Below are 13017 nucleotides of genomic sequence, written 5' to 3'. Positions count from 1 at the left end.
CGGTCCAGGAGAGGTCCCGAAGCCCGGCCCGAACACCCGCGGGCACAGCACGGATCCGGCCACCGCGCCTCAGGGAAGGGACAGTTGGGTGACGTCCACGACGGCACCCGACGCCGTCGGCGCGATCAGCGGCAGCACCAGCCACAGTGCGGCGAGCGCGGCCAGTGTGCCCACGGCCGCCAGGACCCCGGGGCGGCCGTGGGCCCAGCGGGCCCGGTGGCGGACAGGGTCCTCCAGCAGCGCCTTCGAGCAGGCCGCGACCGCCACCGCCAGCCCGCCCAGCCACAGGGTCCGAACCCAGCCGTCCAGGCGGGGACCAGCGTGGTCCAGCAGCAGGATCAGCGGCCAGTGCCACAGGTACAGGCCGTACGAGAGCCCGCCCAGTACCGTCAGCGGGCGCCGGCTCAGCACCCTGCCCAGCGGGGACGTCGGAGCGTGCGCGAGCAGGGCGATCAGCGCGGCCGCCGCCGCCGAGTGCAGCAGCAACCCGCCGCGGAAGAGGACGATCTGCCCCGTCCCCGAGGCCAGCGCCCACCCGGCGGCCAGCAGGCCCGCCGGGATCAGCGCCAGCCGGCCTGCGGCAGGCCCCGGCAGCCGCGCCACCCGCAGCCGCACCGCCGGAGTCGCCGCGAGCGCGCCGAGCAGCAGGGCGAACACCCGGGTGTCGGTGCCCTCGTAGACACGGGTGGTGTCCATCGGGTCGACGAGCAGCGCCATCAGCGCCGCGGACACCAGCGCACCGACCAGCGCCACGCCGGCCACCGCGCCGGCACCCGCGGTCCGGCGCAGCCGCAGCAGAAGCAGCACCAACGGCGGCCACAGCAGGTAGAACTGCTCCTCCACCGCGATGCTCCACAGGTGGGTGAACACCCGGGTCGGGTTCGCCTGGAAGTAACCGACCTGCGCGTCGATGAAATGCCAGTTCGCGAGGTTGGCCACCACCCAGGGGGCGTCCTGGTGCGCGAAGCGGGCCATGGCCGCCGTGCCCAGCACGGAGGCCAGCACCATCGCCGAGCCCAGGGCCAGGGCGAGGGCGGGCATCAGCCGCCTGGCCCGGCGGCCCCAGAAGGCCACCAGGTCGATCCGGCCACCGTTCTCCCCGGCCTCCCGCAGCAACAGCCCCGTGATGAGGAAACCGGAGAGCACGAAGAACAGGTCGACCCCCAGGAACCCGCCGGGGAAGTCCCCGAGGTGGAACAGGAGAACCCCGAGGACGGCCAGCCCGCGCAGACCGTCCAGGGCCGGGACATGGGAGCGGCGGGAGCCGGAGCACGCGGCAGGCCCCGTGCCCGGCCGACGGCGGGACGCGCGCGCGTTCCGCCGCCGGGCCGCCGGCGAGGCGGTCTTCATCTCGGACACCATCTCGGACACCGGCTCAGGCGCAGTTCAGCTGGGCGAACACATCCGACCTGGTCCAGTCGCCGTTGGCCCAGCTCTTGGGATCGGCGGGCGAGAACCCGGCCAGCCTGCCCACCTCGGTGGTGAACCACTGCGCGAACTTCGCCGTGCCCTGCTGGCAGGAGTGCGTCCTGTCGTTCGAACGCTGCGCCTGCGGGGCCTTGAAGTCGGTGCCCCACAGGGCGGAGGCGTCGAGGAAGAAGGCATCGCCGGGGTGCGCGGCGACGGCCGCCTTCGCCGCCCCCGGAGCGGACTCGATGTCGGCCTTGTGCGGGGCGTAGAAGTCATCGCCCGTGTCGAACGGCGGAGTGGTGACGATCACCAGCCGGGCACCCGCGGCCTTGACCGTGCCGATCAGCTTCTCGTACGCCTGCTGCTGCTCCTGCGGGCTGCCCCAGTCATAGGTGGTGATCTGGTAGGCCACCAGCTCGGGGCGAACCGACGCGAGCCGGGAGGCGACGTCGCCGCTGGACATCGCCACCGGCCCGACCGCTGCGCCGCCGCCGTCGGCGGCGATGGAGGTGAGCTCGATACCGGTGGACTTGAGCGCGGCGGCCAGCGGCTGGGCCTGCCCGACGGCGATGGAGTCACCCATCCACAGGATCCTTGAGGGCTTCTTCAGCCCTTCGGCGCCGGCCTTCGCCGGCCCCGGGCCACCCCCGTCCTCGGCCGGGGAACTTCCGCAGGAGGTCAGGGCGAGGACGGCGGCGAGGGCGGCCGCGCAGAAGGCGGCACCGCGGCGCAGGCCACGGCCAACGGAGGGGGTCTCGTGGTCATGGGACGTTCGGCGTTCGTAGGTCATGAGGAAGACGCTAGGAGGCCGTTTTTCGCGCCGTTTGACCGTTGTGTCACCGCGGTTCGACGACCTCATGAGCAACACGTAACCGACGTCCCAGAGGGGTGCGCTGCTGCCGATCGGGGCGTTTCGGACGGCCGGGAGAACGGCACGAGGGCCTGTGCCCGCGCAGATGCGCTGGCACAGGCCCTTCGTGGGTCACTCCGGTTGCCCCTGTCCGGCCCCCGGGGTGAGGGGAAGCCGAATGGTCGGCTTAGTACCAGTGGTTGGCCTGCCAGAAGTTCCAGGCGGCGTTCGGGCTGCCGTAGCGGGTGTTCATGTAGTCCAGCGACCACTTGATCTGGGTGGACGGGTTGGTCTTCCAGTCCGCACCGGCCGAGGCCATCTTGGAGGCCGGCAGCGCCTGGCCCAGACCGTACGAGCCCGAGCTCGGGTTGGTCGCCGTGACGTTCCAGCCCGACTCGTGGGAGATGATCTGGCTGAACGAGGCCAGCTGGTCCGCCGGCACGATCTGAGCGGCGAGGGCCTGCGGGGAGGCGTCCGCAGCCGAGGCGACGGCGGGGACCACGGCGGCACCCAGGGCGGTCACACCGGCGGCACCGGCGAGAATCACAGCAGAGGTACGCATGCGGAGCTTGAAAGCGGGCATATAGACAAGACCTCAATCAGTTGGGCCGGTGTCACTCCCCGCCTCGACCGTGGCCGGACAGGGGCCGAACGGTCGCGGGGTGTGACTCGGCGGTGAGCCGTTCACCGGTGGGACAGGAGCCGGTGTGGCTGGCGATGAATGCAAAGCTGCCAGACCGGATCGGCGCTCGCCAAGACCCCCTCGCTACGACCCGCCGTCGTAGCCAAGAGACCGGCACTGATTCGAGAGGCGGGCCGCCCGGAGCGCGCCGAACCCTCCCGGCCTGCGCAAACGCCCCCCAATAACATGCCAAATAGTTGCAAAATAGTGCAAAACGGACACCACTATCCGTCGTCGTACACCGCATTCGCATGTGAGCGCACTCACGGCCCCAGCCCCGGCGCCATCACCGACCGGCCCACCGCCATCACCTTGAGTCAGTGCCAATCGGCTGCCATTGAGACCGCCACCACACCCGGCCGATGGGGGAACGGCACCACAGGGCGTCGCAGCGGCTGTCGGGCCCCTGGTCGGCACGGCGACAGGCGGGCAGGGCGCGAAGCCGTCACGGAACCCCGGCCGGCCACCGAGACGCCCGTCCCGCCGGCTTCCCCCGCTCCGAAGACGTCCCGGCGTCGTTCGTCACCGTGTACGAGTCACCGGGCATCTCGATGCGGCCCACGCGGCCGGCGAAGCCCCGAGGATTTCAGGCGTACAGCGCGACCCTCGGCTGGACCGTGCCCGGGCCGGCGTTGACGACGGTGAGCCGGTACCGCTGGGTGAGGGTGTGATGGCTGTGGAGGACCAGCTTCGCCCGGGTGAGGTCGGTGTACAGCGTGCCGGTCTCGCTGGCCAGCCGCACGGTCTTCCAGTGGCCGCCGGTCAGGACCTCGAGCTTGATGTCCCTCGGGGCGAGGAAGGGCCCGTTGTCCGGTGACTCGACGAGGATCTGCGGGGCGACGGTCCGGTCCGCCGACGAGTCGTTGCGGTAGGTGACGGTGATCGGGTGCGCCGCGTGGTCGGTCGGCAGCGGCCGGTCGGGCAGGCCGACGAACGAGACCGGCGCGGCAGCGGCCGCCACCTGCGGGGCGAGGGCCTCCGTGGCGAGCGCCGGCGACGGCAGCGTGAACGCCGCGGCCAGCACGGTGGCGAGAGCGGTCGGGGCCAGAGCCCTGCGGAGGATCTTCCAGGTGGACATGGCGTCTCCTTCGGTCGTCGACGGCGCTCCCGGGAAGTTCACCGGCGGCCGGGCGATCACCCGCCCGCCGAACGCATCCCCGGCTGGACGGACCGCCGCCGCCTAGCAGCCCGGACCGTACTCATCCACCCTGCACACCAATGGCCCAGCGCGCATCCGCACCGGACCGGCGGCCCCGCCCAGGGCCCTCCAGGAGCGAGCACTGCAAGCAGGCCAGGTCACACCTTCGGACCCCTTGCCGGACAGCACGAAGCACCGGCCACCGTGCTGGCGGCCGGTGCTTCGTCCCATCGGACCTCGGGCTGGTCTACCAGTGCTCGTGGTGGTCGCAGCGCATGTCGTACTCGTCGTGTTCGTCGTGCTTGTGGTGCTTGATCGTGGTGGGGTCGGTGGCGGTGTGGGTGGTGGTGTCGCCGCCCCCGGTGACGGTCGCGGTGTTCGTGACCTCGTCGTCGGCCCGGCAGGAGACATCGACCTGCAGCGTGATGGGCGGGTAGCTGCTCCCGGCGGGAAGGACGTCACTGCGGGTGCAGGTGAGCGTGCCCCGGTCACAGGTCCAGCCCGTGCCGCTGATGCTGTCGGCCTTGAGCCCCGCGGGGAGGGTGTCGTGCACGGTGACCGTGGTGCCGTCGGTCGGAGCGGCCCCGGCGGCGTTGCCGACGGCGATGGTGTAGATGCCGTCCCGTCCCTGGGTGAAGTGCCTGGCGTGGGTCTTGGTGATGGTCAGGGACGGGACCGTGTAGGAGATGATCACCTGGCCGCTGTGGTTCGCCGTCCCGATCGTCGAGAGCGCGTAGCTCGTGCCGCTACCCGCGGGAGTGGCGAAGCTGCTGCCCCCACCACCCCCTCCCCCACCTGCTGAGGTGCCCGTCTTGTTGACGGCGCCGCTGCCGCCGCCCCCGCCGGCGAAGTACCCGCCCCCACCGCCGCCACCAGTAGCGATGACAGAAGCGGCGCAGCCGCCGTCGAAGCTGCCCCCGGTGCCACCGGTACCGACCGTGGCACCCAAGAACCCGCTCCCCGGCCCACCGTTCATGACCGCACAGAACGCAACGGTGCCGGCGGCCCCTCCGGCACCCCCGGTGCTCGTGCTGGTGCTGCCACCGCCCCCGCCCTGCCCCGGCGAAGCCCCGGGGCCGGTGGCACTTCCCGAGGTACCGCCGGTGGCGTCCGGCGTTGTCCCGCCGTTGCCCCCGTTCCCTCCCCCGGAGCCCGCTCCGGTGCCGCCGGCGGCACCGCCGCCCCCGGCGACCACCAGCAGGGAACCGCCCGTACTGACGCTGGAGGCCCCGCCCCCACCCGGGCCCTCGAAACGAAAACCGGTGAGCGGAAAACCTCCCCCTGGGGCGCCGCCGTTGAACCCGCCGGCCCCCGGCGTCCCGGTGCCGTTGCAGCCTTTGCCACCGGTGCCGCCGACGTTGATGGTGAAGGTCGTCGATGTGGTGGTCTGCGGCAGGGTGGTCACCACCCGCGCCCCCGCCCCGCCGGCCCCCGTCACGGAACAAGCGGTACCGGTGTTGTCGGCGCCGCCGGCACCGTCCGCGGTGATCGTCACCACCGCCGCCGCCGGAACCGTCAAGGTCTGCGAAGCGCCGGTGAAGGTGAAGGTCTGCGACGGATCGGTCCGCTGCGTCCGCACCGGCACGGCCCCCACCGGCGCGGCGGTCGCCGGTGGAGCCGTGGCCGCCAGCAGTGCCATACCGGACAGCAGCGCGCTCCCCACCGACACCACCCCCGCACGGCGCTCCCCGCGCCGTCCACCCGAGCCGACCGGATCGGATGCGACGACGGCACCGCCCGGGGGCGTCTCACCGGCCAGGGCCCTGTTGGACACGGCCACGGGCCACTGACGGCTGACCCGGTACCACGGCGGATCGCCCTGTCCACGAGTACGAGCGCTCATCCGCAGGTTCACCTCTCCTCACAACAAAGCGCCCCGCACCCCCGCGCGACAAGGCGCAAGCGACACAGGACACCTGACGAAAAATCATGACAAACCACCATTAGACGCCCATACCCGATCACTTCGAGGTAGCGGGACAATGAGAAACCCCGCGTGTCGCAACGCCCCGCGCGAGCCGACGAGGGACCGGCATCCGAGCAGGTCACCGTCTGGTCCTGACGCACTCGGGATGATCCGGTCGCCGGTCCCCGAAGCCCGCTTCGAGGCCGGCCTCGACTGAGCGCGGGCCTGGGCGAAGGGCCACGCGGGGCCAGCCACGGCCACCGGGGCCGCGGGTCCACCTGCGGCCGCCGCACACCCAGCTGCAGCTGCTCCCCCAGCTCCCGCCGAACGCCCACCGGTACCGTGCGCAGGTGCTTCCTGCGCGCCATCCTGGGAGGGGCGGCACCGTCCGGCACCCCGCCCCGCTACAACTCCGAGGGGGCCCGCAAGAACCAACAGGTCTTGCGTCAAGTCCTGGAGGACCCCATGACCAATCTGGTCGACTGGCGCTCCTGCTACAAATGCCAGACCCTGTTCTTCGACATTCTTCCGGAGAAAGGCGCATGCCCTGCCGGCCAAGGACACAAAGCCTTCGGCTTCGCATACAGCTTCCCCTCCGACGCGACGGAGACCCCCACCCAGCAGACGAACTGGCGCCGGTGCGGCAATTGCTGCGCCTTATTCTTCGACGGTTTTCCAGAAAAGGGCACATGCGCTGCGGGTGGCGGACACCAGGCGAGCGGCTACATGTGCACCGTCCGGCATGACGGTTCAGGAGACGCCCCGACCCAGCAAACGAACTGGCGCTACTGCGCCAATTGCTACGCCATGTTCTTCAACGGTTTTCCGGAGAAAGGCCTATGCGCTGCGGGCGGTGGACATCAGGCGAGCGGCTTGACATTCGTCATCGATCATTGGCCAGATGAACCCCAGGTCTACATGGATTGGCAGGAGTTGGCAACCTTCGACCTCGTCAACAGCGCCCGTCAGCAGAACGGGTCCCCGGACGTATCGATAGACGCAGCGCTCGTCGGCGCGACACGCGCCCACAGCCAGGACCTCGCCGACCACCCCGGCCTGAAGGACCAGATATGGAACGGATGGCCCGGCCACATGGGATCGGACGGCAGTACACCACCAGCGCGGATCATGAGAGCCGTCGGAATTTCCGGCAGCGAGAACGTCTACTTCGGATGGTTCTCAGGAAACGCTCCTCCGCCCACACCCCAGGATGCGTTCAACTGGTGGATGAATGAACCAGCGCACAGAGCCAACCTCCTCGACCGAAATCACACACGGGCCGGCCTGGGAACGGCCTATGGGCCCGGCACATCTCCCGACGGAAGCCCAGCCACTTACTTCTATTTCACACAAGACTTCATCGACTAAGGACAGCTCCTTGGCGAATTGAGGCACAAGGCGGAACCGAGCGACGCGGCACTGAATAACCACCCTGCCCTTGCCGGTGCGGGTCGCCCTGCGCGGCAACGGGACCATGCGCGGGCTTCTCCGCGCCGTGGCGGCGCTGGACGTTCGAGCGTGAGGGATCCCGGCCGTCTCCGGAGCGGTGCCGGCGGGCCAGGGTGCTTGTCTGCTGGCCGGAATGCAGGCGAGTCCGGGCTGAGGCCGGCTGGTGCCGCTGCAGCCCTTGGTATCCCGCCAGCGGTTCGGAGAGCGTCGCGGCTCCGAGCAGCCCTCGGTCGTCAGATCAGTTGGCGGAGCACGTCGTAAGTGGTCGAGGACTGGAGGTCCGGGCGCGGGCAGCTGAGTGCTTGGCGGCCGACGAGGGCGGTACGGGTTCCGGCTCGCTGACCGGCGGCGACGTCGCTTGGTGAGTCTCCGACCATCCAGGATCGGGTGAGATCGAGTCCGAGGTCGTGGGCGGCTTGGTGGAGCATTCCCGGAGCCGGTTTCCGGCACTGACAGACGCTTCGGTACGCGGGAAGGGTGCCTTCCGGGTGGTGAGGGCAGGCGTAGACGGCATCGAGATGAACGCCGTGGTGGGCGAGGAGCAGGGTCAACCGGTCGTGCATGGCGCTCATGGTCTCCGCAGTGAAGAACCCGCGGGCCACACCGCTCTGGTTGGTGACGACGACGAGGGCGTAGCCCGCTTGTTGGAGGGCCAGCAGTGGTGCCTCGATGCCTGGTTGGAGGACCAGCTCGGCGGGGTGGGAGGGGTAGTGGCGGGGTTCGGTCAGGGTGCCGTCGCGGTCGAGGAACACGGCCTTCCGGCGCCGTTCCGGATGCGGCCTGTGCCTCGGGTCATTCTGTCGCACGGCCGTCACTGTGTGCTGGCCGACGAATACCACCGTGCCGGTGACCGGGATGCTGCCGCCGAGGATCATCTGACGCCCGCCCGCTGGGCGACGTGGTGAATCCGGCCGGTGGTGGAGTGGCCGTCGAGGAACGGCACGGTGACGACTTCTCCTCCCCAGCTTTCGACGAGGTCGGCTTCGGCGATCCGTTGGCCTGCGTAGTCGCCGCCTTTGACCCAGATGTCCGGGCGGAGCTCGGCCAGCACCCTTGCGGGGGTGTCCTCGTCGAAGACGATCACGCCGTCCACACAGTTCAGGGCTGTCAGCAGCATGGCGCGTTCGCGTTCGCCCACGACCGGCCGGCTCTCGCCTTTGAGGCGGCGAACGGAGGCGTCGCTGTTGATGCACACGACCAGAACGTCGCCCAGGCGCCGGGCCTGGTCGAGCAGGGAGAGGTGGCCGGCGTGCAGCAGGTCGAAACAGCCGCCCGCCCCGACGACCTTGCCGCCCTGCGCGCGTACCCGGGCGGCGCGCTCCAGCGGGCCCGTGCACCAGGGGGCGGGCACGACGGCCAGGGAGGCAGGGCCGCCTGCTTCGATGTAGCTGGTGGCAGCTTCGACAGCTGCGGCCACGGCGTGGGAGGGCAGCCGTTCGGCGGCGAGCGTCATAGCTGCGGTGACCGCCAGTTGGTCGCCGGCTCCGCAGGTGTCGCCGGCTGCGTATCTGGCCGGGACTGCCAGGGGGTGGCCGTCGGGATTCGTGACCAGGACCGCGCCGTTGCGGCCGCGTGTGATCGCCAGCTGCTCCACGGGCCAGATGGCCAGCAGTCGGACGGCGCGGGCCGTGTCGCCCGCCAGGTCGCGAGGTCCGGTGTGTCCGCTGAAGGCGAATGCCTCCTCGGCGTTCGGGACGGCCAGGGCGGTGCCGGGAACCGGCGCTGTGCCTCTGGGGTGCGGGTCCCACACCAGTGAACGGCCGGCTGCGGCCGAGGTGAGGGCTTGGCGGAGTTCCGGGTGGGAGGTGATGCCGCGCCCGTAGTCGCACACCAGGACTGCCTCGGCGGTGGCCAGCCGGGCATGCGCCAGTTCTGGCAACGGTCCGAGTGGAAGTGGGCAGGTGTCCGTGTCGAGCCGGAGCACAGTGCGGTCGGCGGTGCGGATGCGGGTCTTGATCGGGGTGGTCCCGCCGGTTGCCAGATCAATGACCTCGATCCCGGCTTCGCCCAGCAGGGCGCGTACCTGCGCCCCGGATTCGTCGTGCCCGGTACCGCAGACGAGGGTGACGCGCCAGCCGGGGGTCCGGGCGGCGAGGACGGCTGCCAGCCCGGCGCCGCCCGGCCGGTTGACGGTCTGGGTGCCGGAGACGACGGGGACGGGGGCTTCCGGGGAGAGGCGGTCTGCGGTCCCGGTGATGTCGCGGTCCAGCAGGACGTCGCCGACCACCACCAGTCGACGCGGGCCGTCCGGTTGTGTGTCGGCGGAGGGAGCGGGTCCGGTGAGGTGGGTGTCGATGCCGGCGCACAGCAGGTGTACGGCGACCAGGTGGCATTCCTGGACGGTGGCGGCTTGGGCGGCGTCCACGGACACCGCCTCGTCGCTCACGTCGGAGAGGGGGTTCGGGCCGGGGCCGGTCAAGGCCCATACGGTGAGGCCTGCTTCCCGGCCGGCGCGGGCGGCGGCGAGCACGTTGGGACTGGTACCGGAGGTGGAGAGGAGGAGCAGGACGTCGCCAGGGCGCCCGTGTGCACGGACCTGCCGGGCGAAGACCTCCTCGGGCCCGTAGTCGTTGGCTATGGCGGTGACCGATGAGGAGTCGGCGTGCAGCGCAATCGCGGAGAGCGGGGCGCGCTCGGCGCGGAACCGGCCGACCAGTTCGGCCGTCAGGTGCTGGGCCTCGGCTGCTGACCCGCCGTTGCCCGCGACCAGCAGTCGCCTCCCGGCAGCCAGGGCAGGGGCGAGGATCCGACCCCAGCGGTCCAGGACATCGGTGTCGAGGTGGTGCAGCGCCTGGACGAGGGCGCGGATGTGTTCTTGGCCCGATGGAGCCATGAAGTGCCTCCGGAAGGGGAGTTGAGGGGGAGGATGCAGCCGGTGGGTGCGCGGTCACACCGACTCGGGTGCGGAGCCATGACGGACACGTTGGGCCTGATACCGGAGGAGGACGCCGGTCAGGAGAAGCCACGACGCTGCTACGGCCACCTCGTGTGCCACCGCCCCCCATACCTGACCCGTCGTACCGATCCGCACCGCGTTCAGGCCGGCGCCCAGGGGTAGCGCCTGGCCGATCAGGTGAAGGATTCCGTCCGGATCAACAGGAACGACCACGCCGCCGCAGAGCAGTATGAGGTAGCCGACGAAATTGACGGCCATTCCCTCGTCCAGGCCGAGGAGAACGAGCGCGCAGCAGAGCATTCCTGTGCAGAGACAGCCCATCGTGGTGAGGAGAACGAGGGGATACGCAGCCGCGACGTCGGCCGTCGCGCGCCAGCCGAGCAAGGTGGGCCCAAGGACAACCAGGGCCACGAGTGACATGGCGAGCCCTTCGGCGACGTACACCCACGACCGCAGGAGCATGACGGCGAGCAGGGGGACGTTCCCGAGGCGCAGCCGGTACATGGTCCCTTGGGGGACTTCGGCGGTCACCACAGTGGACACGTGGCTGGTGACCGCTGCGACCGGAGCGAAGACGACGGCTCCGACGAACGCGTACGCACGTCCGGTGGCTCCCCCAGCGAGTTGCCCGAGGAGGGTGAAGAAGGCGACCTGGAAGACCGTCCGAATCGCCACGCTGGACGACGCCGCCAAGCCGGCTGAGGCGACCCGATAGTCCTTCCCCGAGAGACGGCAGATCCGCAGGCCGACGGTGAGCGCACTTCGGACGGATTCAGGCAAGCTCAAGGGTCCCCTTGACTCGGCCGCGCCGCAGCACAGCATTGAACGCGTACACCCCACAGGCGAGGTAGAGCACGGTCAGGATCAGCACGCCCGCCAGGTGAACGGAGGCAGGCGCCCGGCCGTGGGCGGCATCGTGCACCAACTCGGCCAGATGGTGCAGGCTGACGGCCTGGGCCGGCCAGCGCAGCACCGGAGCGAGGAGATCCGGCGGGATGACGATGCCGCCGAGAACGAAGACCGGGTAGCCGAGGGCCTCGATGATGCGCAGCCCCGCTCGGGACAGAAGGACGACGCAGCTCAGGAGGAGCCCCATGGCTGCTGCGGAGGCGACGGCCGCGACAGTGACGAGTACGGCCGCCGACGGCCGGGGAAGCTGTGGGTGCAGCCCGAGGACGGGCACGGCGACAACCACCGCGGCCAGCGTGCGCACCAGTCCCGCCGCAGCAACCCCGAGCGTCTTGCCGAGAAGGACGGACAGCAGGGAAACAGGGCGAACCAGCAGTGCCGCGAGGGTTCCCTGGGCCGCCTCACGGCGCAGTAGCGTTCCCGCGCCCCACAGGGTGGACGACCACAGTCCGATCATCACGCAACCGAACACGACCTCGGTCGCCTGTCCGGAGTCGGTACTCGCGGTTCCCCGGGAGACTACGGCCAGGAGGACCACCGGCTGGATCACCGAGACGACCATCGCCGTTCTGACCCGGCCGGTCTCCCTGATCTGAAGCACGGCCGCGCGCCACACCGCCCACGCTTCCGTCCGCGCGGCACGCAGGGCGTCACCCACGATTCACGGCCAGTCGTCGTATCACGGCCTCGACACCGGGCGAGGCGACATCGATGTCCGTCACCGGATGCCGTCGTACGACCTCGGCCAGTCGGGCGAGCACGTCCGCGTCCCAGGCTCCGACCTGGAAGGCAAGTCTCCAGCCGTCCTCGTCCTGCTGGATCCGCACGGACGCGTTGGCCAGGAGTTCGGCAGCGTCACGCGGCGCGACGCCTGGGCCGGACAAGCTCACCTCCGCAGTGAAACCCGCCTGCCGCCGGAACTCGTTGACGGGCAGGTCGTGGGAGACCGAGCCGGATTCGAGCAGCACGACTCGGCCCGCCAGGCGGTCGATGTCGGTCGGGTAGTGGCTGGTGAGGAGCACCGCCGTGCCCGTGCCGGCGAGCCGCGCGACGGCCTCGCGGACCCGCTCCCCCTCCAGGAGGTCCAGGCCGATCGTCGGCTCGTCCAGCATGAGCAGGCACGGCTGGTTCAGCATTCCCACAGCCAGGTGGAGGCGTTGCCGCATGCCTTTGGAGAACGTCTCGACCCGGCTCTCGGCCCGTTCGGCGAGCCCGACCTCCTCCAGGGCCGCCAACGAGCGGTCGCGCAGGTGGCGGTGCGGGCCGGACAGGCCGCCGAAGAACACGATGTTGTCCAGGGCCGAGAGCCGGGGGTACAACCCCCGGTCTCCGCCGAAGACGACACCGATGTGACGGCGTGCCCGGCGTGCCTGCCCGGCCAGGTCGGCACCGCAGACCGCGGCCCCGCCCGCTGACGGGAGGAGCAGCGTCGAGAGGATCTTCAAGAGCGTGGTCTTGCCCGCACCGTTGTCTCCGAGCAGTCCGACGATCTCCCCGGCACGCACCGTGAAACTGACGCCACGCAGCGCCTCGACAGGCGGGGTTCCGGGAAATGCCCTGCGAAGGTTCTCCACTCGCAGGACTTCCCCGTCCGGCTGACACGGCCTCACGACAACCCCATTACACGTCACCTCGTGGTATCTCGGATTCATCACATGCGCCCGTCCCCGATCCCCGGGCCGGCGCGGTGCCGGCCCGGGGGCGGAATCCGGCTTCCCCGTGCGGGTCGCCGGGCGACCGGCTAGATCACGCCGTCGGCACGAAAGAACTGCTGGAT

Annotated in this window: 11 protein-coding genes; 1 reads left to right on the top strand and 10 read right to left on the bottom strand. The window is 70.6% G+C overall.

Translation table 11 applies throughout. The annotated features are described in order from the left end of the window. Window positions 1–69 precede the first annotated feature (69 nt). The 5 genes from ACFVHI_RS10640 to ACFVHI_RS10620 all read right to left on the bottom strand — a co-directional run bounded on the left by ACFVHI_RS10640 (window position 70) and on the right by ACFVHI_RS10620 (window position 5935). Entirely contained in the window at window positions 70–1350 is a 1281-nt protein-coding gene (locus ACFVHI_RS10640; protein WP_380337773.1) for an acyltransferase family protein, read from the bottom strand. 25 nt (window positions 1351–1375) lie between these two features. Beyond that, window positions 1376–2200, bottom strand: coding sequence for an SGNH/GDSL hydrolase family protein (locus ACFVHI_RS10635; protein WP_380337770.1), 825 nt, complete (start codon window positions 2198–2200; stop codon window positions 1376–1378). 247 nt (window positions 2201–2447) lie between these two features. After that, window positions 2448–2822 carry a transglycosylase SLT domain-containing protein gene (locus ACFVHI_RS10630; protein WP_244293774.1) on the bottom strand — a complete coding sequence of 125 codons (375 nt, stop codon included), beginning with the start codon at window positions 2820–2822 and terminating at the stop codon, window positions 2448–2450. Between the two features lie 706 nt (window positions 2823–3528). Then, window positions 3529–4020 carry a signal peptide protein gene (locus ACFVHI_RS10625; RefSeq protein WP_363377084.1) on the bottom strand — a complete coding sequence of 164 codons (492 nt, stop codon included), beginning with the start codon at window positions 4018–4020 and terminating at the stop codon, window positions 3529–3531. A 307-nt stretch (window positions 4021–4327) separates the two neighbouring features. Further along, on the bottom strand, window positions 4328–5935 hold the full coding sequence (locus ACFVHI_RS10620) for a hypothetical protein (protein ID WP_380337766.1): 1608 nt from the start codon (window positions 5933–5935) through the stop codon (window positions 4328–4330). Between the two features lie 516 nt (window positions 5936–6451). Between ACFVHI_RS10620 and ACFVHI_RS10615 the strand changes: the two genes are divergently transcribed. Next, window positions 6452–7354 carry a CAP domain-containing protein gene (locus ACFVHI_RS10615; protein WP_380337763.1) on the top strand — a complete coding sequence of 301 codons (903 nt, stop codon included), beginning with the start codon at window positions 6452–6454 and terminating at the stop codon, window positions 7352–7354. A 314-nt stretch (window positions 7355–7668) separates the two neighbouring features. Here ACFVHI_RS10615 and ACFVHI_RS10610 read toward each other — a convergent pair whose 3' ends face one another. Genes ACFVHI_RS10610 through ACFVHI_RS10590 form a run of 5 tightly spaced genes read right to left on the bottom strand, consistent with a single transcriptional unit; the run spans window position 7669 to window position 12892 of the window. Continuing rightward, window positions 7669–8310 (bottom strand): D-glycero-alpha-D-manno-heptose-1,7-bisphosphate 7-phosphatase, encoded by a 642-nt coding sequence (locus ACFVHI_RS10610; RefSeq protein ID WP_380337760.1) that lies wholly within the window; start codon window positions 8308–8310, stop codon window positions 7669–7671. Beyond that, window positions 8307–10268, bottom strand: a complete 1962-nt coding sequence (gene rfaE2 / locus ACFVHI_RS10605) for a D-glycero-beta-D-manno-heptose 1-phosphate adenylyltransferase (RefSeq protein ID WP_380337758.1) — start codon at window positions 10266–10268, stop codon at window positions 8307–8309. Before rfaE2 ends, ACFVHI_RS10610 begins: the two co-directional genes overlap by 4 nt. A gap of 54 nt (window positions 10269–10322) precedes the next feature. Beyond that, window positions 10323–11111, bottom strand: a complete 789-nt coding sequence (locus tag ACFVHI_RS10600) for an ABC transporter permease (RefSeq protein WP_159398628.1) — start codon at window positions 11109–11111, stop codon at window positions 10323–10325. Further along, window positions 11104–11898, bottom strand: coding sequence for an ABC transporter permease (locus ACFVHI_RS10595; protein WP_380337754.1), 795 nt, complete (start codon window positions 11896–11898; stop codon window positions 11104–11106). Before ACFVHI_RS10595 ends, ACFVHI_RS10600 begins: the two co-directional genes overlap by 8 nt. Next, window positions 11891–12892, bottom strand: coding sequence for an ABC transporter ATP-binding protein (locus ACFVHI_RS10590; protein ID WP_380337751.1), 1002 nt, complete (start codon window positions 12890–12892; stop codon window positions 11891–11893). The genes ACFVHI_RS10595 and ACFVHI_RS10590 overlap by 8 nt, the downstream gene beginning before the upstream one ends. Window positions 12893–13017: the final 125 nt, after the last annotated feature.

This window comes from Kitasatospora sp. NPDC127121 (genome assembly GCF_042677305.1).
Lineage (GTDB): Bacteria > Actinomycetota > Actinomycetes > Streptomycetales > Streptomycetaceae > Kitasatospora.
The sequence above is the reverse complement of the archived record's forward strand: the minus strand, read 5'-3'. Positions and strand labels throughout refer to the sequence as shown.